The sequence below is a fragment of the Scytonema sp. UIC 10036 genome, from assembly GCF_009725235.1.
Map to the genome: position 1 here is coordinate 254995 of NZ_WJFC01000001.1, position 23845 is coordinate 278839.

At 42.8% G+C, this 23845-nt stretch carries 26 protein-coding genes; 12 read left to right on the forward strand and 14 right to left on the reverse strand.

What is annotated here, in order from left to right; all coding sequences use genetic code 11:
• Window positions 1-94 precede the first annotated feature (94 nt).
• The 6 genes from F7734_RS65000 to F7734_RS01265 all read right to left on the reverse strand — a co-directional run bounded on the left by F7734_RS65000 (window position 95) and on the right by F7734_RS01265 (window position 2592).
• On the reverse strand, window positions 95-253 hold the full coding sequence (locus F7734_RS65000) for a DUF2281 domain-containing protein (protein WP_347566106.1): 159 nt from the start codon (window positions 251-253) through the stop codon (window positions 95-97).
• Complete coding sequence (locus tag F7734_RS65005) at window positions 204-332, reverse strand: hypothetical protein (protein WP_279239644.1); 129 nt, start codon at window positions 330-332, stop codon at window positions 204-206. Before F7734_RS65005 ends, F7734_RS65000 begins: the two co-directional genes overlap by 50 nt.
• Window positions 333-596: 264 nt before the next feature.
• Entirely contained in the window at window positions 597-1136 is a 540-nt protein-coding gene (locus F7734_RS01250; protein ID WP_155743006.1) for a GTPase, read from the reverse strand.
• 12 nt (window positions 1137-1148) lie between these two features.
• Window positions 1149-1487 (reverse strand): hypothetical protein, encoded by a 339-nt coding sequence (locus F7734_RS01255; RefSeq protein ID WP_155743007.1) that lies wholly within the window; start codon window positions 1485-1487, stop codon window positions 1149-1151.
• A gap of 468 nt (window positions 1488-1955) precedes the next feature.
• Window positions 1956-2381 (reverse strand): hypothetical protein, encoded by a 426-nt coding sequence (locus F7734_RS01260; RefSeq protein WP_155743008.1) that lies wholly within the window; start codon window positions 2379-2381, stop codon window positions 1956-1958.
• The gene (locus F7734_RS01265) at window positions 2374-2592 is read right to left on the reverse strand and encodes a hypothetical protein (RefSeq protein WP_155743009.1); all 219 of its coding nucleotides are present in this window, start codon (window positions 2590-2592) and stop codon (window positions 2374-2376) included. Before F7734_RS01265 ends, F7734_RS01260 begins: the two co-directional genes overlap by 8 nt.
• A 178-nt stretch (window positions 2593-2770) precedes the next feature.
• Between F7734_RS01265 and F7734_RS01270 the strand changes: the two genes are divergently transcribed.
• Window positions 2771-6415, forward strand: coding sequence for a filamentous hemagglutinin N-terminal domain-containing protein (locus F7734_RS01270; RefSeq protein ID WP_155743010.1), 3645 nt, complete (start codon window positions 2771-2773; stop codon window positions 6413-6415).
• A 261-nt stretch (window positions 6416-6676) separates the two neighbouring features.
• On the opposite strand, the gene F7734_RS01275 is transcribed toward F7734_RS01270, so the two are convergent.
• The 3 genes from F7734_RS01275 to F7734_RS61640 all read right to left on the reverse strand — a co-directional run bounded on the left by F7734_RS01275 (window position 6677) and on the right by F7734_RS61640 (window position 8250).
• Complete coding sequence (locus tag F7734_RS01275) at window positions 6677-7123, reverse strand: PIN domain-containing protein (RefSeq protein ID WP_155743011.1); 447 nt, start codon at window positions 7121-7123, stop codon at window positions 6677-6679.
• Window positions 7124-7125: 2 nt separating this feature from the next.
• Window positions 7126-7359: a hypothetical protein gene (locus F7734_RS01280; protein ID WP_155743012.1), complete on the reverse strand. Its 234-nt coding sequence runs from the start codon at window positions 7357-7359 to the stop codon at window positions 7126-7128.
• A 483-nt stretch (window positions 7360-7842) separates the two neighbouring features.
• Entirely contained in the window at window positions 7843-8250 is a 408-nt protein-coding gene (locus F7734_RS61640; RefSeq protein WP_207713969.1) for a hypothetical protein, read from the reverse strand.
• Between the two features lie 316 nt (window positions 8251-8566).
• Between F7734_RS61640 and F7734_RS01290 the strand changes: the two genes are divergently transcribed.
• The 3 genes from F7734_RS01290 (at window position 8567) to F7734_RS01300 (ending at window position 11888) form a co-directional block, all read left to right on the forward strand.
• Window positions 8567-11164, forward strand: coding sequence for a CHAT domain-containing protein (locus F7734_RS01290; RefSeq protein ID WP_155743013.1), 2598 nt, complete (start codon window positions 8567-8569; stop codon window positions 11162-11164).
• 251 nt (window positions 11165-11415) lie between these two features.
• Window positions 11416-11628, forward strand: coding sequence for a hypothetical protein (locus F7734_RS01295; RefSeq protein WP_155743014.1), 213 nt, complete (start codon window positions 11416-11418; stop codon window positions 11626-11628).
• Window positions 11625-11888, forward strand: coding sequence for a type II toxin-antitoxin system RelE/ParE family toxin (locus tag F7734_RS01300; RefSeq protein ID WP_166481661.1), 264 nt, complete (start codon window positions 11625-11627; stop codon window positions 11886-11888). Before F7734_RS01295 ends, F7734_RS01300 begins: the two co-directional genes overlap by 4 nt.
• A gap of 93 nt (window positions 11889-11981) precedes the next feature.
• On the opposite strand, the gene F7734_RS01305 is transcribed toward F7734_RS01300, so the two are convergent.
• Both F7734_RS01305 and F7734_RS01310 read right to left on the reverse strand, forming a co-directional pair.
• Entirely contained in the window at window positions 11982-12860 is an 879-nt protein-coding gene (locus F7734_RS01305; RefSeq protein WP_155743015.1) for a DUF928 domain-containing protein, read from the reverse strand.
• Between the two features lie 68 nt (window positions 12861-12928).
• Window positions 12929-13012, reverse strand: coding sequence for an element excision factor XisI family protein (locus F7734_RS01310; protein WP_155743045.1), 84 nt, complete (start codon window positions 13010-13012; stop codon window positions 12929-12931).
• A gap of 52 nt (window positions 13013-13064) precedes the next feature.
• On the opposite strand from F7734_RS01310, the gene F7734_RS01315 reads away from it, so the two are divergent.
• The 4 genes from F7734_RS01315 (at window position 13065) to F7734_RS01330 (ending at window position 17833) form a co-directional block, all read left to right on the forward strand.
• Window positions 13065-13946 (forward strand): AAC(3) family N-acetyltransferase, encoded by an 882-nt coding sequence (locus F7734_RS01315; RefSeq protein ID WP_347566107.1) that lies wholly within the window; start codon window positions 13065-13067, stop codon window positions 13944-13946.
• A gap of 67 nt (window positions 13947-14013) precedes the next feature.
• A complete protein-coding gene (locus F7734_RS01320; RefSeq protein ID WP_155743016.1) occupies window positions 14014-14730 on the forward strand; it encodes a 2Fe-2S iron-sulfur cluster-binding protein in 717 nt (238 codons plus the stop codon).
• Entirely contained in the window at window positions 14727-15722 is a 996-nt protein-coding gene (locus F7734_RS01325; protein WP_155743017.1) for a xanthine dehydrogenase family protein subunit M, read from the forward strand. Before F7734_RS01320 ends, F7734_RS01325 begins: the two co-directional genes overlap by 4 nt.
• The gene (locus F7734_RS01330) at window positions 15719-17833 is read left to right on the forward strand and encodes a xanthine dehydrogenase family protein molybdopterin-binding subunit (RefSeq protein ID WP_155743018.1); all 2115 of its coding nucleotides are present in this window, start codon (window positions 15719-15721) and stop codon (window positions 17831-17833) included. The genes F7734_RS01325 and F7734_RS01330 overlap by 4 nt, the downstream gene beginning before the upstream one ends.
• 105 nt (window positions 17834-17938) lie before the next feature.
• Here F7734_RS01330 and F7734_RS01335 read toward each other — a convergent pair whose 3' ends face one another.
• Window positions 17939-18601: a Coq4 family protein gene (locus tag F7734_RS01335; protein WP_155743019.1), complete on the reverse strand. Its 663-nt coding sequence runs from the start codon at window positions 18599-18601 to the stop codon at window positions 17939-17941.
• A 383-nt stretch (window positions 18602-18984) separates the two neighbouring features.
• The gene (crtH, locus tag F7734_RS01340; protein WP_155743020.1) at window positions 18985-20475 is read right to left on the reverse strand and encodes a carotenoid isomerase; all 1491 of its coding nucleotides are present in this window, start codon (window positions 20473-20475) and stop codon (window positions 18985-18987) included.
• A 348-nt stretch (window positions 20476-20823) separates the two neighbouring features.
• Here crtH and upp point away from each other — a divergent pair, with 348 nt between their 5' ends.
• The 3 genes from upp to F7734_RS01355 all read left to right on the forward strand — a co-directional run bounded on the left by upp (window position 20824) and on the right by F7734_RS01355 (window position 22489).
• Window positions 20824-21474, forward strand: coding sequence for a uracil phosphoribosyltransferase (gene upp / locus F7734_RS01345; protein ID WP_155743021.1), 651 nt, complete (start codon window positions 20824-20826; stop codon window positions 21472-21474).
• Window positions 21475-21579: 105 nt separating this feature from the next.
• Window positions 21580-21936, forward strand: a complete 357-nt coding sequence (locus tag F7734_RS01350) for a hypothetical protein (protein WP_155743022.1) — start codon at window positions 21580-21582, stop codon at window positions 21934-21936.
• 280 nt (window positions 21937-22216) lie between these two features.
• Window positions 22217-22489, forward strand: a complete 273-nt coding sequence (locus F7734_RS01355) for a YggT family protein (RefSeq protein WP_155743023.1) — start codon at window positions 22217-22219, stop codon at window positions 22487-22489.
• A 120-nt stretch (window positions 22490-22609) separates the two neighbouring features.
• On the opposite strand, the gene F7734_RS01360 is transcribed toward F7734_RS01355, so the two are convergent.
• Window positions 22610-23044 (reverse strand): hypothetical protein, encoded by a 435-nt coding sequence (locus F7734_RS01360; protein WP_155743024.1) that lies wholly within the window; start codon window positions 23042-23044, stop codon window positions 22610-22612.
• A 167-nt stretch (window positions 23045-23211) separates the two neighbouring features.
• Here F7734_RS01360 and F7734_RS01365 point away from each other — a divergent pair, with 167 nt between their 5' ends.
• Window positions 23212-23814, forward strand: coding sequence for a hypothetical protein (locus F7734_RS01365; protein ID WP_155743025.1), 603 nt, complete (start codon window positions 23212-23214; stop codon window positions 23812-23814).
• Window positions 23815-23845 lie beyond the last annotated feature (31 nt).

Sequence of the window (23845 nt, forward strand, 5' to 3'; positions counted from 1 at the left end):
CTCAACCCAACAAATGCTGATAAATGTTGGGTTTCGTTCCTCAACCCAACCTACGTAATTTCGTATTTTTATGCAAAACCTACGCAGTCTTGAATCAGTATGAGACAATATACTCACGAAGTTCTTCTAGAGGTGTATCAAAATCATCAGACATCCAAATTAGTCCTTTAGCACTTCCACTTTGACGCCAATACTCGTAGATACTATAGATTAGCCCATTCTTGTATAACTGCATCAGCCTCTTTAATACCATTACGAATAATAATATTGTGCAGAGTACTACCATCTAATCCAGGAAGATCGACCAAGCAAACATTTTTTGGAAGTTGCAATGTCTTTGTTTCTGCATGACTTTGTACCGAATGTAGGTGATAACTGACGCTCTCGATTAAACCAATGCAGCGAGAAGATTTTTCGACATTGCGATCGCTATTTTCATCAACAAGCTATTTGAGGCTTTCTGCATCTCTAACGTTGTCCATGAAAAATTCACGTTGCAAACTACTCATATTGTTATTGAGATATTGTGAAACAAGATCGCTGAGTGTTTTCCGCAAGTTTTCAAAGTTTTTGCGAATTTCGACTTCTGCAATTTTCTATTCTGGCTCCACAGTTGCAAGTTTACTTGCAAAGCCTATATCTAGTTTGCCATTCAGCCATGATATATCAATTTTGTAATGCTGGTAGCGTTGAAGAGATTCATAGATGAGTGTACGAATGTTTTTTTCGTCTCGATAATTTACTATCGCTTTTCGAGGTTCTGTTTCTAGCAGATCGAAGAAAATTTCCAACACTGTACCAGTAGCTGGTTTACCAGCAATTCTAGCCAGAACTATATCATCTCCCAGTAAGGCATTAGTCAACGTACTTTTACCAGCACCAGTGACACCAATGAGAGCAATGCGGTAAGAACGTTGATAATCGAGAGCCTTCTTTGCACGAGCCAAAATATCCTGATAGCCCGGTTTGTCCTCTGGATATTTCTCAAAGTAGTTTTCTAGCTCTTCTAACCGTTCAACTTGTTTTAGAAAGCGCTCTACCTGTTCGTCGCTAGCATCAGGTAATCCGTTTTTAATCTCTTCTTGTCGTGACATTTCTATCTCTTGTGTTAATTGAATATCTTCACTTAAAGTCATAGCGCTCGCTCTTTAAATATTGAATCCGTATTTTCTTAATGCTTGAACAAGAATGATATCGCCATCCGCCGTACCATCTAATGCAGCAGAGGATTTAGACATCTCTTCCCAGCAAGTCACAGAGGCTCTAGTTGTCATACAAAGCCTCACAAGGTAAAATCTAAAATTGCATTCCCTTCTGGCGCTAGTTAACTGTAAGTCTCTTGGATTGCGATCGTGCAAATTGTATATAGTATTGCATATGGGCATCATCTGTTCTTTCGAGAAACGACCCGGAACTTGTGCAAATGTGCTACTTGGAAATGCAATGGACACCGTTAAACTGACAAGTAAACTTATGGCAGTTTTCATATTTACTCCTAAAATCCAATTGTTTTTCTTAGGAATGTCAGATGGTATTTGAACTGAAGGTTAAACCTGTTTGCTAACCCTGTTAATTCTTAATTGGTAGCAGTGATATTAGTTTATTCATTTTCAAGCAGCACTCCAGTGTTTTTAATTCGTCTCTAGTTGTTCCAACACTGGTATAAGTAAGCCAGCACAATTAAAGTTAAAAGCGTGAGGATCGTCATTAGTCATTTGTCATTCGTCATTGGTAAGGATTTCAGGTCTGTTTACATTTTGTAATGTAGTTCGGTTTATTTGTGCTTGGCTACTTAGTTTGTGCTAGTATATCCCAGCAGCAAGAATCAGCGCTGTTTATAGTATGTATTTTTCAGGTAAATGAAGTACATCGGTAGGAGAGCAATGCCTTGCGCCCCTACAATACCAGGTGAACCTAGCTTGTATAGCCGCGATTTCAATCGCTATTAATAAATTCTATTGAAAAACTCTTTTAGGGCTAATCTCGAATACCGACTCAGCACGGTAAAAGCAAACATCAAAGGCTAGAAAAAAATTCATATGTCCTAAAATCAATGGAGCATTCCTGTCTCTTGTCCAAGCAAAAGCTAGTTCTACCGGAGGAAACTGCTCAACATTTGCTATCAACACTAATGCTCGTGCTTCAAACCTAGCCAGATTACCCCCTAATGGAACAGAGAGTCTTTGACGTTCCCAAACAGCTCCTAGCCTTAAACCTATTTCGTATGGTAATACATTGACGCTAGAACCTGTATCTAGTAAGCCTGATACACTGAGAGATTGGTTTTGATAAGTTAGGACTATCGGTAGATAGGGTAGCGTGCTTAATGCACCAAGTTGTGGATTCATCTCGGTGAATGCAAATCTAGCTTTATCAACCATGTGTCGTTGCTTTTTCCTCTACCAATGCCTTTGCTAAAACAGCAGCAGCTTCAAAAGAATCGTGTAAGCCTTGACTAGCTACTGTGCCCTGAGTGTCTAATACAGCTAAACCTGATTCCTTCAATAATTCAGTTACCAGGAAATGTAGTAGCAGAAGCTTATCAGAGTAAGATAATTCCTTCAGAAGGGGCATAAGTTCGGTGAGTGACATAAAGATGTTTAATCAATTTGGGCTGCAACTATTATATCGTTGCTATCAAAAACATCTCTGTGAGATTAACTGACTACACTTTATCTCTAGTTGTTCCAACACTGGTATAGTTTGTGCTAATATACTTCAGCGACGAGAATCAGCACCATTTACCAACGGTTACGACTGGGAGGTTGCAATGTTTGGGGTCAAATCTTGTTGGGGCTGGTTTTTCAGTAGTGCGTTTGGTTCCGCCATTGTTCCTTGGGCGATCGCGATCGTTTCCTCTTTTAACTGTGTCCAAGCTCAAATTATCCCAGACAACACCTTAGGTACACGGGTAAATGGCGAGTTAACAACTTCATGTGAAAGCGGTGTTTGTTCCATTACCAATGGCTCCCAACGGGGAAGCAATTTGTTCCACAGCTTTCGTCAATTTTCGCTTCCAAATCCTAATGACGTTGCAGATTTCCAGACAAACTCAGCAATTAACAATGTAATTGTGCGCGTCACAGGGGTAGGAGTTCCCTTTATTTCTAATATTAATGGCACTATACAGACGAGTTCTCCTGCTAACTTCTTCTTACTCAACCCAAATGGTATTATCTTTGGTCCTGGTGCGGTGTTGGATGTTGGCGGTGCTTTTTTAGCAACAACGGCGAACCGAATGGATTTTAAAGATGGGACACAATTGACAACAACAAATCCAACTGAGCTATTAACAATTACTGCTCCGATTGGCTTGGGACTAACAGGAACGTCGGGGAATATTACGATGCAGTCCTCATTTTTCTCGGCAGGACGAACTGACAACTTTAGCGATTTAGCGTTAGTAGGGGGTAAGATATCGCTGGATGACACAACTTTACAAACTCCGGGGGGTCGAGTCGAGTTGGGTGGGTTAGCAGCATCAGGAACTGTAGGGTTAGATGTTGTAGGAAATAATCTGAGTTTGAGTTTTCCCCAACAAGTGCAAAGGGCAGATGTGTCCCTTACCAATGGCACTGGTGTATTTGTAGAAGCTGCTGGTGGTGGTAGTATCGCAGTCAACGCTCGGAATTTAGATGTTTTGGGAGGAAGCGTTCTTTCAGCTGGGATTGAGGAAGGTAATGGTTCAGTTGGCACTGTAGCTGGAGACATCATCCTAAATGCTACTGAGGACATAAAATTTGTTGGGAGCGACATCTTCAATACTGTGCGATCGCAATCAATAGGCAATGGAGGGAATATTAAAATTTTCTCGCGATCGTTGTCCTTAACGGATAGCACTCAACTGTCTACTAGCACTTTTGGAGAGGGAAATGCAGGTAATGTCAATGTTGATGTCACCAGTGCGGTGACGATTTCTGGCGTGAAGGACGGATTTGCCAGTGGAATTCGCAGCACTGTGGGAACGGAGGCAAAAGGCAATGGCGGCAACATTAGTATTGCTGGTGGTTCGTTGTCATTAACTGATGGCGCTCAAATGATTGCTAGCACCTTTGGGCAAGGGGATACAGGTAATGTCAATGTTGATGTCACCGGTGCAGTCAAAATATCTGGGAGAAAGGACGGATTTGCCAGTGGAATTCGCAGCAATGTGGAAACAGGAGCAAAAGGCAATGGCAGAAACATTAATATCTCTGGTAGTTCATTCTCCCTAACTGATGGTGCTCTATTATCAGCTAGCATTAATGGAGAAGGGAATGCAGGTAATGTCAATATTGATGTTACAAGCGCAGTGACAATTTCTGGAGTCAAGGATGGAATTCCTAGTGGAATTCTCAGCGCTGTGGGGACGAGAGCAAAAGGCAATGGCGGCAATATTACTCTCTCTGGTAGTTCGTTATCTATAACTGATGGTGCCGGGTTATTTGCTAGCACTCTTGGAGTAGGGGATGCAAGCAATGTCAATGTTGATGTTACGGATGCAGTCATGATTTCTGGGGTGAAGAACGGATTTGCTAGTGGTATTTTCAGCACCGTAGGAACGGAGGCAAAAGGCAATGGCGGCAATATTACTCTCTCTGGTAGTTCGTTATCCATAACTGATGGTGCTGGCGTATACCTCAGCACTTTTGGGAATGGGGATGCAGGCAAGGTTAATCTTGGTGTTACAGGTGTAGTCGCGATTTCTGGGATAAAGGATGGATTTGTCAGTACAATTGCCAGCACTGTAGAAACGGGAGCAAAAGGTAATGGCGGCAATATTACTCTCTCTGGTAGTTCGTTATCTTTAACTGATGGTGCTCAATTGTCTACCAACACTTTTGGAGAGGGTAATGCGGGCAATTTCAATGTTGATGTTGAAGATGCAGTGACGATTTCTGGATTCAAGGACGGATTGTCCAGTGGAATTTTCAGTGCTGTGGGAACAAAGGCAAAAGGTAATGGTGGAAACATCACGATCTCTGGTAATTCTTTCTCCTTAACTGATGGCGCTCCACTGCAAGCCAGCACTCTTGGAGAAGGGAAAGCAGGTGATATTAATGTTGATGTTCAAGGTGCGGTGACTATTTCTGGTGTCAAGTACGGATTGTCCAGTGGAATTTTCAACGCTGTGGGAATAGGGGCAATAGGTAATGGTGGGAACATCACGATCTCTGGTAATTCTTTCTCCCTCACGGATGGTGCTCAACTGATTGCCAGTACCTTAGGAAAGGGAAATGCGGGCAATGTCAATGTTGATGTTCAAGGTGCAGTGACGATTTCTAGAGTCAAGGACGGATTTCCCAGTGCGATTTTCAGCGCCGTAGAGACGACGGCAAAAGGCAATGGTGGGAACATCACGATCTTTGGTAGTTCGCTGTCTTTAATTAATGGTGCTGAACTATCCGTCAGTACTTTTGGAGTAGGAAATGCGGGTAGTATGTTTTTGCAAGCAAAAGATTTTGTGGCTTTTGCAGGTGATGCTAGAGTATTCAGCACTGTGGAATCTCAAGGTGTAGGCAAAGGTGGGGACATCAACATCAGCACAGAAAAATTCTTCCTGAAAGATGGTGCTCGAATTATTGCTAGTAGTGTGGGAAATGGGGCGGCGGGTAACTTGAATGTCAATACTCGCACTATCCTTCTGGACAATAGTACTCTCAGTGCTGATACTCGCAGTCGGGACAATAACCTAAATGTAGAACAAGCAACTATTACCATTAGTGCAAGAGATTTAGTGTTACTGCGTCGTGGCAGTAACATCACCACCAACGCTAGGGGAGAAAATGTATTTGGTGGCGATATCAACATTAACACTAAATTCCTTGCTGCTTTTGAAAATAGCGATATCACTGCCAACTCAACTGACTCACGTGGTGGTAATATCAGAATTAATACCAAAGGCATCTTTGGCGCTGGGTTCCGGGATATAGCTTCCTCAAAAACAAGTGACATCACAGCTACAGGCGCAACGCGAGAGTTAAGTGGCAATGTAGAAATCACCCCACCTGATGTCGATCTCACTAGTGGATTAGTCGAACTCCCAATTAATCTAGTTGATGCTTCAAACCAAATTTACACCGCCTGCACTCCAGGTACGCGACAATTTCAGAATACTTTTACTGCAACAGGGCGAGGTGGACTACCACTCAATCCCACTGAACCACTACAAGATTCAAGTACCATTGCACAGTGGGTGAGATTGCGATCGCCTGAGAACGCACGTCTGGAGCAATTGCACTCAGAAAACTCAGTTCAAACCACAATTAGCGAACCCACAGTAGTTTCAATGACTCCCAACCTTGCGGCGACAAAAGCTCAAATTGTGGAAGCGTCAAGTTGGGTAGTTGATGGTAATGGAAACGTAGAATTAGTGGCACAAGTGCCTGGTATTACCTCTCACAGCCCTTGGGTTCCAAGAGCTTCTTGTCAATAGTTGGGATTGCCAGTACCCAGCACATTAGAAAGAAGCTAATTGTGAGTTAGTGGGGTAAAAGTGTCTGAGAGTTTGTACAAATGGCAAGGTTTAGGAATAGCGATCGCAAGCACAATAGTCTTGCATATAAATAGCTCAGTTGCTCAAATGACTTTGCTGAACACAACAAACAACGGTAAACTAATAACACAATGAAAACCTCGCTCGTTCGTAATAAATTGGGTACAATTTACAAACAAAACTCTAGTATTTCCCAGGTTTTTAGCTGTTTATACTGTTGGGGTGAATAATAGTAATTCCCTCAACTGGAACAAAGTCTTTTGGGTTTAAAGTCAGAATATGACTGATATTATGGGCAAGCACTACTGCTTGTAGGCGTAAATCATGGATGCGTTTCCCTGAAATCCTATGAGTTGTAGCGAGGCTCAACCAAATGCGAAATATACTCGGTGTTTCTTCTAGCCACTCAAACTGTTTTATGAGCATTTGCACTGCTCGTTCGGTTTCTTCTGGTGTCCATCCCAATCCATTTACATCAGTAGGACGAGTGGCTACAACCCAAAATTCAATTAAAACTTGAGATGTAATAAAACATTGATGATTGTTAGATATTAGATACCTGATTGTACGATCAACAAGATTGTAATCGGGAGCAGCTATATCCCTGGAACGCAACAGGATATTGGTATCTAATAGATAATGGGTCATACTTAATCATCGTAGATATTTTCTCGACGCAGAGCTTCATCAGAAAGGTTGGCATAGCTTTTTGGTGCTATATCCATCCACTTCTGCCAAAGTAATAATCTCTCTTCTGATGTTTGAGGTTTATTAGTTTGTAACATTAAATTCTTGTTACTAAGCTTTTCTTGAAATAGTTTTTGCTCTTCGAGAGAGAGGTTTAGTACCACTTCTACGAGAGAATTAACAAGTTGTACATTCATGGTTATGTATACCCACAAAACGCTACACGATGACGGCAGCCACTCCGGCAGAGTTTTGGCTTATTATAACACTCAATGCAATTTAGATAGCACATTAAGCTTACAAGCAAATGGTGAGTTAACAGGGGTAACCTTGGGGGGCAGAATGTAGGTTCGTCAAATTGTGAAAGCCTCAAGTTGGGTAGTTGATGGTAATGGAAACGTAGAATTAGTGGCACAAGTTCCTGATATTACCTCTCGCAGCCCTTGGTTTCCAAGAGCTTCTTGTCAATAGTTGGGATTGCCAGTAACCAGCACATTGTTTAATTGTATAAAATTCAGAATCTAATTTTCCAAAAGTTGTCAAAAACTCGTAGGGGCGCAAGGCCGCCGCGCCCCTACAGATGCTAAACCATTCTGAAAAAGAACAGTTGTTAGCCGTTTACAGTATACAAACAAAGTTCACCGACGCGGACTTTGGAAACTGGCTGTGGATGTGACAGATCAATTGACTTTTTGATATCGACTGATCCGTGCTTCTTTTCCATTACCAGTGTTGATTAACTTGTAGAAATAGAGCGAAGGGCCAGAACCTTCATATGTGAGAACAATAACTGAACCAATCTTGGCTTGAATTAAGCTGTCGTACCATACGAAGTATTGATTGCCGCTTCTAGATTGAATCAATACCTTGTATGCAGCATATGTGGGGTCGTAACCAAATCCTTGAACGAGGGTAACGGGCATTGATTCTACAGCACGTGCAATCTCGGCAGTCACAAAGGCAGAAGATACAAGCAATAGTACAACAGGAATTGAAGCTTGCCAAGTGCTTACAGCAAGAGGCAATGCTAGCAAATTGCGAGCTTTTTTGAAAAATCTAACCATCGGTTTATTACAACTTTTCATCATTTTTGTTCTCCTTAAGTCAGTAAAAGAAGTTGTTTGCGTTGTAAAATTTTGGCTGTAGCAGTTTGATTAACTAGAAACAACCCATTCACAAATTGTTTTTTTTGGAATTTCAGATGGTATTCGATCTAAAGGTTAAGCCTGTTTGTTAACCCTGCTAACTCTTAATTGGTAGCGGTGCTCTGAGTTTATTCACCTTCTTTGCACGTCACTATTAATTCTGATAGGCGGCTAGATCCCCGACTTCTTTAAGAAGTCGGGGATCTAGAAGATCTAGAACAAACTGCTTCTTGTCCTGTATCTTGGTAAGGTGTGAGATATGCAAAAGCTCTATCTGTTAAAGCGAGTCGTCAGACTTGCGGCGATTCATATAGTACTATTCACTCTTGCTTTTTTCCTAACTCTTATCCCTAGCACGATCGCTAAACAATCAGAATCAGCAGACGATCGCATCCAAACCATCCAATCCCTGACACCGCAACAACTTCTCGAACAAGGTGAAGTACTGTATCAAGCAGGGCGCTTTACCGAAGCAGTAACTGTTCTACAACAAGCTGTTCGCATTTCTCAAAAATCAGGCGATCGCATCACACAAGCCACCGCACTCACAAACCTCTCTCTAGTCTTCAAACAACTTGGTTCGTGGCAAGAAGCTTCCCAAGCGATCGACACTAGTTTAAGTCTACTTGGCTGGAAAGACAACCAAAAGTTGACTGTCAACAATCGCAAGACAGATTTACTAGAAATACTTGCCCAAACTCTCGATATTCAGGGTGAATTGCAACTTTCACGGGGACAGGCGGATGTATCATTGAAAACATGGCAACAAGCAGAACAAATCTGGAAGCGAATAGGCAACAATACTGGAGTGACACGCGATCGTATCAACCAAGCACAAGCTCTGCGAGTTTCTGGTTTTTACAGCCGTAGCTTAGACGTATTGAATGAAGTTTCCCAACAGTTGAAAACCCAACCTGATTCACTTGAAAAAGTAACAGCTTTACGCTCTCTTGGGAATGCACAACAACAATTCGGTGACTTAGAACAATCCTCAAAAAATTTAAAACTTAGTTTAGAAATTGCCCAACGACTGAAACTGCCTTTAGAAATTAGTCTGGCAGAATTTTCTCTTGGTAATACTGCAAGAGGATTAAACGATACAAAATCTTCTATAATTCATTATGAAAATGCGGCTAAAGTTGCACCTACCCCACTTACAAAAGTTCAAGCTCAAATCAATCAACTGAGCTTGCTTGTTGAGAATCAACAAATAGCAGAAGCAAAAACATTAGAGCCTACAATTCAATCCCAATTACCAAGTTTACCAACAAATCAAGCAGGTATTTATGCACGGATAAACTTTGCTCGTAATTTACTTAAAATAGGCAATAAAAAAGACATTGCTGAGATTTTAGCAAGCAGCGTTCAACAAGCCAAAACCATTGGAGACGAACGCGCACAATCCTATGCATTAGGGAGTTTGGGAGAAGTCTACGAGCAGAACCGTCAATGGCAAGAAGCACAAGATTTAACGCAACAAGCATTGTTTGTTGCTCAAAAAATCAATGCTTCAGATATAGCTTATCGTTGGGAGTGGCAGTTGGGACGCTTGCTAAAAGCACAAGAAAATATACAGGGAGCCATAGCTGCTTATGATACCGCAGTTGCCACACTTGAGTCTCTCCGCAGCGATTTAGTAGCAGTCAATCGGGAGGTGCAATTTAATTTCCGCGATAGCGTAGAACCCATTTACCGTCAGTCAGTAGAGCTGCTTTTACAAGAGGGAAAACCCGATCTAGATAAAGCCCGCAAGCGAATAGAAGCCTTGCAACTAGCAGAACTGGACAATTTTTTCCGAGAAGCTTGCTTGAGTAACCAATTTGTAGTGCTTGACAAAGTGGTAGATCGCGATAACCCCAACACTGCTATTTTCTACCCCATTCTCCTAGATAACCACTTAGAAGTTATCCTCAAGCTCCCCAACCAACCGTTAATGCGTAGAACTTCTGTCGTTAATCTTCAGGAAGTAGAGCAAGCCGTTACAAAAATGCGACAGACGATAGTCGAACCCGATGCATTGAAGAAATTTCAAGCAGTTTCGCAGCAGTTATATGACTGGTTAATTAAACCAGTTGAAAGTGAGCTGAAAAATAGTAAAGTCAATACTTTAGTCTTTATCCCAGACGGGTTATTAAGAAATCTTCCCATGTCTGCATTATATGATGGCGCATTGTATTTAGTCCAAAAGTACGCTGTTGCTATTAGCCCAGGACTGCAACTCTTTAGCCCAAAACCTTTAGCGGAAGAAAAATTAAACGCCCTTGCTGGAGGACTATCTCAACCACCCGAACACGAAAAGTTTGCACCGCTTCCCAACGTTAAAGTCGAACTGAAATTAATTCAGCAATTGGGTGTATCGAAAACAACATTATTAGATGAAACATTCAAAAGTACAATATTAGGAAAAACTATCAATACCCAACCTTTCAGAGTCATTCACCTAGCAACTCACGGGCAATTTAGCTCCAAAGCAAAAGACACTTTTATCCTAGCAGCTGATAAACGTATCTACGTAGGGGAATTAGATCGCTTGCTCAAAAGTAGAGAGCAAAAACGAACAGAGCCAGTAGAATTACTTGTTTTGAGTGCTTGCGAAACAGCAGCAGGAGATAACCGCGCTGCATTGGGATTAGCGGGAGTTGCTCTACGTGCTGGAGCGCGTAGTACTTTAGCTTCCTTATGGCAGATTGGTGATAATTCCACGGCTTTGTTTATTGATGAATTCTACCGACAGTTAATAACTGGCAAAACCACGGCAGAATCCCTACGCCTTGCTCAATTAAAGCTGCTGTCTGGTTCTGAATACAGCCGTCCTCTTTACTGGGCACCTTACGTACTAGTGGGTAACTGGTTGTAGAAATTTTAAGGACAATCGTGATATCACTTTGCTTGGAACGATCTGGCTACGATAAAAAAAATTGCCCAGATACAAGAAGAGACAGAGCCAAGCATCGCCCTAACAGTATTCGCTGACATTGGTTTGACAGATGCAGATGAACTTTTTACCTGTGGTAAGATAAGAAGTAAAGTACGTTTAATAGAATAGACAATAACATGACAATTCAAAATACCTACTAGCATAAGAAGTCATTAATTATAGGTGTAAAAATGGAAACTACAACCAAAAGACAAGCGTTGTTAAAAGCTATTTACGAACAACTAGAACAAGCTTATGAAGATACTTTGGAGGATGTTTTAGAACTGTTACATATTCGGTCATCTGAGGATGAAGAGGACATTCAAGACTATGATGCTGCATTAGAAGATATTAAAAAGCATGGGACGGTATCTTGGGAAGATTATAAGAGAGGAATTGAGTGACCTATCAAATTGATTTTTCAAGAAAAGCAACTAAACAATTAAACAAATTGCCTTCTGATATTAAAGAACGAATTGAAGCGAAAATCTTAGAATTAGCCGATAACCCACGTCCTAATGGTGTTATAAAACTAAAAAATCGAGAAAACGGTTATCGACTTAGAGTAGGCGACTATCGAATTTTATATGATATTTACGATGGTGTTTTAGTAATAACCGTTGTTAAAGTTGGACATCGTAAAGAAGTTTATAGGGATGAATAGGGGGCGTGCCTAGTTCACTCTGGTATAATGATTGACTCGCGCATCGTGTCCTAACGTAATATCAACCCCTATCTAAGCGATCGCTAAATCATGTTATTTCACCAGAGGAGCCGTAGCAACATTATCCAAATTGACAGAGCGCAGTAAGCTTTGCCAATTAGCAGCAAGAGATGCATCTTTAGGATTAGAAAGGTACAGTTGTGCCAGCATAGTCAGAGAATCAAACCAAATACCTTCTTCTGCATAAATCGCAATTTTTTGTTGGGGATCGGCTGCTGCTTGCAACTTCTGCATGACACCAGAATCCAAATTCACTCTCTGAATATCTCCTTCTACGTAGATAGGAACCCTTGCTATTTGTTGTCGATCGCAACGAACTTTTAAGTACCAGCGATATGTTTTACCTACTTGTAACGATGCATTGGATGGTAAAGAAACACCTATGACACTGGGATTTGTAGGTAGTGAGATTGCATCTTTATAAATATCATTTCCCGTACTATCCTGTAAGCTAAACTCAGCACTAGCTTTTAAATCCTTAGTGTAGGGAACGTAAAACCAAAAAGTTGGTCGTTCAGAGGTAGTTAGCCCTTCTACAATCCCCACACTTGATTTATCTGTCTGTTTGCTATCCCCTTGTTCCTCTCGCAACGGTATTAAAGCAGTAAGTGCAGTTGCAACTGTAGGACAGTTATCCCGGCTACCCATTCCTGCTCTACGCCCAGAAACAGGACTCAACCGCTTGGGTGTTTTAGGCCAAACAAAAACCGGTCGAGAGGTACGTCGTTGTTGAAGTGAAGTCCGATCTCTGGATGGTTGTGCAGGTTGCTCGCTAGTTGCTGGTTGTTTAGTTTGGGCTGTTACCTTTGATGGATAGTCAATTACAGTGCTCAAAATCAGAGCGATTGTTAGCATCCAGTTCATTATTTTGACAAAGTAGGTACGGTTCTTGATTTTGGCTACCATTAGCATAAATCAAATTCACCGTGTTCGAGACATTGATACCGACACAAGTACTTCCAACATTTGTGTCTTGAGTCTTACGAAACAGCAAATTCTGAATCTTTCCTTAATTCAGGAGACCGAAATCCCAAGACTATATTTTCTCTCGGCACACCTGCCATCACAAGTATAGTTATGAGTCGAGCGATCGCACTTGCAGCCTATTTTATATAGGTGTCATCTGACTTTATTTATGCACTATATTTGACTTTTGCTCAAAGTATTTTCACAAATCGCTTTGTTTTTATTGATATGAGTGAAGCAGAAGCCATTTTTCAAACACCATCACCCCGCACTCGTGCAAGTCTTGCAACTGACTTGCGCCAACTTGGTTTAATTCCCGGTGCGATCGTACTGGTACACTCTTCTTTAAAGTCGTTAGGATGGGTTTGTGGCGGTTCAGTTACGGTCATTCAAGCTTTCATGGATGTGCTAACGACTATAGGTACTCTAGTTATGCCCAGTCACTCTGGTGATTACTCCGATCCCGCAGAGTGGCAAAATCCACCCGTACCAAGTGAATGGGTTCAGATAATTCGAGATACCATGCCAGCCTTTGATGCGCGGTTAACTCCCACACGCGGAATGGGTAAAATTGCTGAAGCTTTTCGGACTTTCCCTGAGGTTGTGCGGAGTTCCCATCCCACATCTTCATTTGCTGCATGGGGAAAATATGCACCAGACATTATCAACAATCACAGTTTAGATTATTCCTTGGGCAATGAATCGCCACTGGCTCGCTTGTATGACCTGAATGCTTCGGTTGTACTATTAGGGGTTGGGTACGATTCCAACACTTGCTTTCATCTTGCTGAGTATCGAACTACCAAGGTCAAGCAAATTACCCAAGGCTCACCGATTACTGAAGAAGGACAACGGGTTTGGAAAACGTATAAAGATGTTGAGTTTAACTGGGAATGTTTTGAGGAAATGGGTACAGCTTTTGAAGAAGCAGGTTATGTGAAAAGTTCTAACGTCGGTAACGCGCCAACCAGACTTTTTTTGATAAAAAGTGCTGTTGATTGGGCAGCGAGTTGGTTAGAAAAGAAGAGCTGAATCTGGAGAAAATGATAGTGTAAGCGAGAGTGTATTTCTGCACTTTCCGATCCAGAGGAAGAGAATCATGCAAAACCATAAAAAGGGGACGGGAAAAACGTCCCGCCGTGGTTTTTTAGGACAAGCACTCACCGCAACGGGAGCAGCTATTGCGGCTCCTTCATTGCTCGAACAAGCAAACACAGCAAAGGCAACTGCCCAAAGTTCCGGAGATGAAATGTCTGTCTCACTAAACGTTAATGGCAAACTCCAAACCCTTTCTATTGAGCCTCGCGTTACGCTGTTGGATGCTCTGCGCGATCGCTTGGGACTGGTGGGTAGTAAAAAGGGATGCGATCGCGGACAGTGTGGAGCTTGTACTGTTCTGATTGAAGGCGAACGAGTCTATTCCTGCTTGACATTAGCAATCATGCAAGAGGGCAAAGAAATTGTCACCATTGAAGGGCTAGCAAAGGGCGATACCCTCCATCCGATGCAAGCTGCCTTTATTGACAACGATGGTTTTCAGTGCGGCTATTGCACGCCGGGACAAATTTGTGCTTCTGTTGCCCTAGTCAATGAAGTCAAACGAGGTTGTGCCAGTGTTGTCACTCCAGATTTGTCGAGTCCCCCACAACTAGCCGAACTCTCGTCCGTGGAAATCAAAGAGCGATTGAGCGGCAATCTCTGTAGGTGCAGTGCTTACAACGGTATTGTTGCTTCCGTACAACAAGTCGCCGGTCAAAAACCACCTTCTCCTGTGGCAACTGTCCTAGTTCGCGAAACTGAGGAGTTGCCCACATGAACAATTTTACCTACATTCGTGCGACTTCTGTAAAAGATGCCATTCAACGCTCAACAGCTAACAAAAATGCAGCTTATATAGCAGGTGGGACAAATCTAGTCGATCGCCTCAAGGGTTTTCTAGATGAGCCATCCCAACTCATAGATATTTCCCGACTGGACATGAAGCGCATTTCTCGCACAACTAATGGAGGTTTGCTCATTGGGGCGCTTGCGAGCAACACAGCAGTTGCAGACAATCCCGATATTCGTCGCGACTACCCAATTTTGTCCCGCGCAATCCTCTCCGGTGCGTCTCAGCAAATCCGCAACATGGCAACTGTAGGCGGTAACCTGTTGCAACGCACTCGCTGTCCCTATTATTATGATACTGCCTTTCCGTGTAACAAGCGCCAGCCGGGAACTGGTTGTCCAGCAGCAACGGGAATTAATCGCGGTCATGCTATTTTAGGTGCTAGCGACCAGTGCTTGGCAGTTCACCCCTCAGATATGTGTGTTGCTCTCGCTGCTTTAGATGCTGTGGTTGTCGTGGAAAGCCCTAAAGGCAAGCGGCAAATACAGATGGTAGATTTTCACAGATTACCGGGAAATACTCCCCAGCGAGACACAAATTTGGAACCAGGTGAGTTAATTACCGCTATTATCCTACCACCAATCTCCTTTGCTAAGTCAGGAGTTTACTTGAAATTACGCGATCGCACTTCCTATGCCTTTGCATTAATATCAGTAGCAGCAGCTGTTGACCTTTCAGCTGAGAAAATCAAAGATGCTCGCTTAGCAATGGGTGGTGTAGCCCACATACCCTGGCGATCAACTGAAGCCGAAAAATTTTTAATTGGCAAGACTGCCAACGCCACAACATTTGAACAAGCAGCAGAAATTGCACTTCGGGAAGCAAAACCCCTGACTCACAATAGTTTCAAAGTTGACATGGCAAAACGGGCAATTCGCCGCGCACTGACAATTTCAGCCAAAGGAGGGGGGGTTGTATGAACAAAGTCAATGGATCTGTAGTTAGCCGCAAGGACGGACGAGCAAAGGTAACAGGTACGGCGACTTACGCAGCCGAACATCAAATTCCAAATCTTGTTCACGGTTACCTTGTCACCGCTAGCATTGCCAACGGACAGATTAAAAGCATTGATACGAGTGCAGCAGAGAAAGCATCAGGTGTCATCGCTGTTTTTACCCATAAAAATGCGCCAAAGGTATTCAAGCCAACCAATAATTTTATGACCTCGAAAATTTACGAGGCTCGTTTACCGTTATCTGATGATAGGGTTTATTACGCAGGGCAGATCGTTGGCTTGGTAGTAGCAGATACCTTTGAACGAGCACGTCATGCAGCACACTTGGTGAAGGTTGAATACGCAACTGAGAAACCCCTTATAGATCCGACAAAAGCTACTTTCAAAGAACCCCCATCCCAGTTTGGTGAGGAGATGAAGTTTGAGAAGGGAGACTTTACCACAGGAATGGCAAGTGCAACAGCAAAGATGGAAGTTACCTACAAAACTTCCACTGAATTGCACGCGCCTATGGAACCTCATGCTACCATTGCTCAGTGGCAAGGTTCAAACTCTCTGACAATTTACGAACCGTCTCAGTGGGTGGTGGGTAGCCAGCGTACCTATGCAGAACTTTTTGGACTTCCTACAGAGCGGGTGCGTATTGTTACCCCCTTTATTGGGGGAGCTTTTGGTTCTAAAGCCTTCCCCTGGCCACACGGTATTCTCTGTGCTGCGGTGGCTCGCCAACTTCAACGCCCCGTGAAAGTTGTCCTGACACGAGCGCAAATGACTGCAAATACAGGACACCGTTCTGAAACTGAGCAAACTATTCGTTTGGCAGCCACTGCGGATGGTAGTCTCGTGTCTGTTGAGCATGATGTCAAATCTTGTACATCGCTAGTAGATGTTTTTACAGAACCTTGTACGGGGATTACTCCAGTCATGTATGCTACACTTAATATGCGGTTGAAGCAAGAAGTGGCGGTGATAAACGTTGGGACGCCAACATTTATGAGAGCACCAGGAGAAAATCCCGGTCTTTGGGCATTGGAGTCAGCAATGGACGAATTGGCTTGGAAGCTCAAGATTGACCCCGTGGAATTGCGGTTGAAAAATGAAACCAAGGAACACCAGCGTAAAGGGCTGCCATTTTCAGCCAAAGCATTCACTGAATGTTTGCGCTTTGGTGCAGAACAATTTGGTTGGAAAGACCGGCCACTCCAAGTGCGATCGCTGACACGTAATGGTAAGCTAATAGGCTGGGGAATGGCAGGGGCAACTTTCCCTGGTGGGAGGGGTGCAGCATCCGCGAAGGTACGGTTGCTACCAGATGGTACAGCACATATTTTGACTGCAGCCAATGATATGGGTACTGGTGCCTATACGGTTGTCGCCTCCACCGCCGCAGAAGTTTTGGGGCTATCTGTAGAAAAAGTGCGGGTAGATATTGGTGACTCATTGCTACCAGATGGCGGCTTAGCAGGCGGTTCTATGATGACAGCATCCCTCCTTCCTGCAGTCATGTCTGCCTGTCAGCAAGTCCTGAAAACAGCCAACGCCAAGACAGCTGATGATGTATTTGCCAGCCTGCGCCAGTCTGGGCGTGCAGCTGTTGAGGCAACAGCATCCTCAAAACCAGGTGAAGAAGGAAAGAAATGGGCGTTTCAATCTTGGGGAGCGCATTTTTGTGAAGTCAGTATAGATGAAGAAATTGGACGCCTGCAGGTGACGCGTTGGGTATCCGTCATGAATATTGGGCGCGTTATCAATGCTAAGACTGCAGCTTCTCAGGTGCGAGGCGGCGTTATCATGGGTATTGGGCAAGCTTTGATGGAAGAGTGTCACTTTGACCCAAATATCGGTTATCCAGTCGTTTACGATCTTGCTACCTATCACTTTCCCGCACACGCGGATATTCCCCGCATTGAAGTTGCTTTCGTTGGGGAACCTGACCTCAACTTTAATCCGGCGGGTGTCAGGGGTGTGGGTGAAATAGGGATTACTGGTGTTTCATCTGCAATAGGTAATGCTGTTTACCATGCTACAGGTAAGCGCATCCGCAATCTACCGATTACTCCAGACAAGCTGTTGTAATTGTGGGACGGGCATTCTCCCTGTGAATTTAGAACGGGCGTCCCGCCCGTTCCACAGGAACCTTTTTTGGTTCATTTATTTAACAACTGTCGCGATCCTAAATTTTTAAATTTCAGAAAAAATTATGTTAAACGAAGTCCGAATATCCTCTAGAGGTTTTTCCCACAACAGATTCCATTCAATACCAAATAGAGGCTTAGCCTGTTTTCCCATGAGCCATCCCTTAGCGATCGCATCCACATAATTTGTTGAAACCTCTATATCGTAAATAGAGGCTTTAACAAGATTTTTAGCTAATAAAGCCAACCAGAAACGTGTAAAGTATAGTTGGGCGACATAAAAAGCTTCTAATTGAATCTCCCCGATAATATTCGTATCGCATCCAGTAATAATATGCCAAATATCATGAGTTTCTTTGAGATGCGCTCCTAAGAATTGGTTATCGCTTTCTACTTGTCCTGCAGATAAAGGTTCCAAATTGTTTTTGAGCATATGATTAGCATATGCATAACCTAATGTATTGTTTGGTAAACAATAAAGTTTTTGTAGATTGACATCACCCAATCGGGGGCGATTTTGAAATGCTTGTTTTCCTTGCGGTGTGCTACAAAGATGTTCTATTACTTTTTGTAAGCTTTGCGGATCGTTAACAGCACTTGCAAGTTGACCAACACTCTCAAAGTCACCATCAGGTGCTCTGACTATATTGATAATGCTATCAAGTGCTTTATCCTGCCATGTTTGCTCTAGTTGGTCTATAGAATACATTCTTAAACACCTCCGTGTAATCCTTGTCTTTTAGTTTGACACGTTATAACAATTTCCACATTTGTGAAGTACAGTAAGAAAGAATTAACCGCTGATGGACGCTGATGGACGCTGATAAATTTTTACTTCAGTAGACTGGGAAACGCTATGCAAGATTTTTAGCTGAACCCAATCCAAGAATGATATTGTTAACTGTATCAAATATTACTATAAATTCCAATACTTTAAGGGCTGAGAATATTAGTAGGTTGGGTTGAGGAACGAAACCCAACATTTATAGGCTGAGCAGTATTGCCATTAATACTGCATTTTTAACAGATTAAGGGAATTGTACGAGTGTTCGCTCGGCAGTATTTTTTGAATTATTACGTGCATAAGGAAATTTAGTGATTCAGCCCCAAGTCAACAGCAATACGATGAGCGCAAGCAAACCCAGAAAATGCCACTGCATTTAAACCCTGACCGGGAAACGTACTATCTCCCACACAATAAAGCCCTGAAATCGAAGTTCTATTAAACGGCATTCCCAACAATCCCCGCAATTTATGTCGGGGGATTGGTCCATATGTACCATCATTACGACCTAAAAAGCGACGATGGGTTTTAGGTGTCCCCACCTCTAGATAATCCAAACCATTATTTAACCCTGGAAAAATCTTTTCCAAACGGTCAATCATTCTCCAAGCCGCCTGTTCTTTCTTTGCTTCATACTCACTTGCTGATAAACCCTGCCACTCATCAATCCAGGAAGGTGTAAAAGCGTGAATGATATGATACCCAGAAGGTGCTAATTCTGAGTCAAGCAATGTAGGAATTGACACAAATAGAGTTCCTTCTGTCGCTGTCATCTTTTCCCAGTCTTCTAGCAAAATGTGATGGCACTCTGTTCTTGAAGGCAAAACTTCCGCTTTGACTCCCATATGTAAATTTATAAAACTCGGTGACTTCTGATATCGTAGCTGCCATCTTTTCTCATTAGATGGAATTTCTTGTTGATTGAGTAATTTCTCAAAGGTATCCCAGCGTGTAGTATTTGAAACAATTCGTTTGGCACGATACACCTGACCATTAGTCAGTTGCACACCCACAGCTTGTTTATTTTCTATGATAATTTTTGAGACTTTCGCTTGATATTGAATTTGACCGCCTGCTTTAATCAACCCTTCTACTAATTTTTGAGCAATTTGTCCTACCCCTCCTTTAGGATAATTGACACCTCCGTAGTGCCTGTCTGAAAAAACCATTCCAGCATTAATCATGGGTGTCATCCGCGCAGGTACTACCGACCAGCAATAGCACTCTATGTCAAGAAACTTTAACAAGTGGGGGTCTTTGATATAACGCTTTGCCACATCCCCAACGTTTTGAGGTAGATATTTTGCTAAACCAAGACATGCCAAGGGCTTCTGAAAGAAACTCCGAAGTAAATACCGAGGTTCCTCCAATGACAGCAACTCCATACTATTGAGACAATGAAAGACTCGCCAACATTCATCATAAAATTGGCGAATTCCCTTGCCCTCATGTGGAAAGTATGCAATTAAATTTTGTAAAAATTCTTCATAAACCCGATTGACTTTAATATCTAAACCTTCTGGTAAATGATAGTGAATTTGAACGGGATCGGGAATCACTTCTAAGTTAACATTGACAGCTTGTAAAGCACGAGTGAGTAAGTTAGTCGTTCCTTTCTGCCCAAAGCCAAATATCATTGATGCTCCAACATCAAATCGATAGCCCTGCCTCTCAAAATAACCAGCGCTACCCCCAGGAATTAAATATTGTTCCAGTAGCAGCACTCTAGCCCCTTTTACTGCTAATTGAGTTGCTGTGACTAAACCGCCTATCCCAGAGCCAATAACTATGACATCCATATAATTGTTAATGGTTGATGGTTAGTGGTTAGTGGTTAGTGGTTAGTGGTTGATGGTTAGTGCAAAAACAACTAACAACTAACAACTAACAACTAACTACTAACCACTAATTAGTAACAAAAAAACAGGGACAAGCCAGAAGAAAGCTGACCAATCCCGTTTGCCGATCCTTAAAGAGAGGAGAACACTGAACAACAATATAGCCTTGATTGAGAATATATGTCAACTGATAATGCAAGATATTATCAATAAATTTAAAGTAGTTTTCAATAGTGGAAACCTGCGATCGGTAAAAAGTATTATGATGTTTCAGTCGTTATTTATTAGAAAAAGCGGCTATTTGCGGCTATGACGCTACAACTGCGCGTATACGTTCCCCCTCATCCTCTGATAAAGCACTGGTTGGCAGTTGCTCGTGATGCTGGAACCCCCTCGGTGCTGTTTCGCAGTGCGATGACGGAGTTGGGGCGCTGGCTGACTTATGAAGCAGCTCGAGAATGGTTGCCTACTCAAGAAACAACAGTGCAATCTCCTTTAGATTCTTGTCCGGCAACTTTGATAGATCCTACGGTACCTGTGGCAGTAGTACCAATTCTACGAGCCGGACTGGGGTTACTGGAAGGAGCGCAAACAGTTCTGCCTCTGGCATCGATTTATCATTTCGGTTTAGTACGAAATGAAGAAACTTTACAACCTCACTGCTACTTAAATAAGTTGCCACAAAAATTTCAACCGCAAACACGAGTGTTGGTTACCGATCCAATGCTTGCAACTGGTGGATCTATCATGGCAGCTATGGCAGAATTAACACAACGGGGTGTTGATACAACTCTGATTCGGATTATTAGCGTAGTGGCAGCTCCACCAGCTTTGCAAAAATTAAATGATGCTTATCCCGGCTTAATTGTTTACACTGCCAGTATCGATCGAGTAGTCAACGAGCAGGGTTTTATTGTACCAGGTTTGGGAGATGCAGGCGATCGCATTTTTGGAACTTAAGCTAGTATGCACGTAGGGGCAATGACCAGTGACCAGTGACCAGTGACCAGTAAATAATATTAACTGATAACTGACAACTGTAAAGGAGAGTAAGGTGGTAAGGATATGAGTCAGCGAGATGGTTTTGCAAGTGGTTTTCTAACCGGAGCAATTGTTGGTAGTGTAGTAGGTGGGCTTGTGGGTGCGCTTGTTGCTTACAAACGAGAACCTGAAGAATTACCAGAAGAAGAGCGTCAGTTAACCTCTAGCGCAACAGAAGTTAAAAAAGTAGCGAAAAAGCGACCTATTAGAGCTTCTGAGGAAGACAGCATGGAGATGGAGATGGCACGGCGATCTCTAGAAGATAAAATTGCTCAACTTAATGCCACAATTGATGAAGTGCGGCAGCAATTGGGTCAGGTGAATGGCAATGCCAATCAACCCGTTAACGACCGTTCCCCTCGTGCTGAGGAGTTACGATAGTACAGTGGCCACCTGACCCTTTAGGTATCTCCTATGTCCTTACAGACACGCTACGCGATGCCGCAGGCTATGCTCTCAAGGGCTATACGCCAGTCGCCAGGGCGTGGGAGACCCTCCAGCAGCGCTGGACTCACCACCTGACCACCTGACCAGTGACTGGTTCATAAATGGTAGCTGGTAACTAGATGCAGATAATTATAATTGCACACGCTGTGGCAGGCGCTAAATTAGAATCAAAGATAAGACTGCTTTTAACACTTAATAGGAATCCGACCCATCCATGAATCTACTGATCAACACCCTCTATCAATTCGTACAGATTTATAGTATCTTACTGATTATCAGAGTTCTTTTGTCATGGTTCCCTAACATTAGTTGGGGGAGTCAGCCATTTGCAGCTCTCAGCCAAATCACAGACCCTTACCTCAATCTGTTCCGTTCTATAATTCCTCCCTTGGGTGGGATGGATTTTTCTCCAATACTGGCTTTTCTACTGCTAAACGTCTTGAGTTCTTTGCTCATGTCTCTAGCACGCCTTCCCATAGTTGGCTAAGTTTGGTAACTGCTTCAATAAGCATCTCCATAAAGAACGGTGTAGAGACGCGCCATGGCGCGTCTCTACAATATAGAGATTTTCATTAATGAGAGACGATAACAAGAAAACCGTCACTGACTACTTCCGAATTTGAGCGCTGAACCCTGCTGCCTTAAATTGTTTAAGCTTCAGAGGTAAGGGTTGATTCGCCGCTACGGAAATTCGCAATTCAAAATCACTCACACCGGGCGGAATTTCATCAATAGACCCAAGACGCGTGCGGTTTTGCATCACTGGATCGTTGTTAGCATCATAAATACGACCAAAAATATCCGCATCGTAGACGGTCTTATTGGTGTCATTTTTAGCTTTGCCTGTCACAATAAAGCAGTTAGCTGCCATTGTCGTTCCGCCACTTGTCACAGCTCCTTGTGCTAGTTCTGGCGGACACTGTTGGTAGGCGAGATCGTATAGCTTAACCTGTGTCAGTGCTTCAGCGAAAGGGGTAAATGTCCATGACAGTACCCAAATGATACAGGAAACAAGAATAACTGTAAGCGATCGCAACTGCATAAAACACGCCGTGGATAAATAGAGTCATAAGCTACACTTACCTCAGCTTACAGGAATTTCGCTCCATAGGTATGGGAGACTTCTTTTTTAATTTTGTAATAATTATTAAATAAAGCTCTCAGCAACTTGCTGAGGGTTCAATCAAGTCCTCAATTGCTGTACCACTTATGAGTCCAGATGAGATTCAAGTAGCTTTGCAAGTGGCGTTTTGTCGTTGCGATGCAGCTAGCTGTCCTCTCACCGATACACAAAAGGAAATACTCCTACAAATAGTAGAGAAAGTTAAGGAAAACTCTTCACTCGATGTGTCAGACGTTTTAAATCCCTTAGATGAACTGACACAAGAGGAAATCCAAGCACTGTTAGAATTTGTCAAGTCTCAAGAAGCACAAAACCTTTCGTGGAAAGCACAGCTACTCAACGATTGGCTGCTTGAAAAGGACTCAGGTGCAGTACAGTTTATTCGCGATCGCTATGGCTTACAGTGGCTAAATCGCGTCGAAGATTGTCATTTTCAAAAGTATGCTTGTGAGTATGCACCAAAGCTAAAAGTTGGCGATCGCATTGAAGTGTGTAATGCTTTATGGGAGTGGGTACAAGATGATGGTCCTTGCAGCCGTCAATGGTACAATTGTATTATTATGAGCATCAATGAAACCAACGATAGTAGTGGTTCGTCAACAAATTGCATTATTCGCTTCAACACTGGAGAAGAATACGAAATTCAAGGAATGTATGAATGGAATCGTTATTATTGGCGATTGGGGTAGAGGTTAGGGGGTAGTGGTTTGGGGTTAGGGG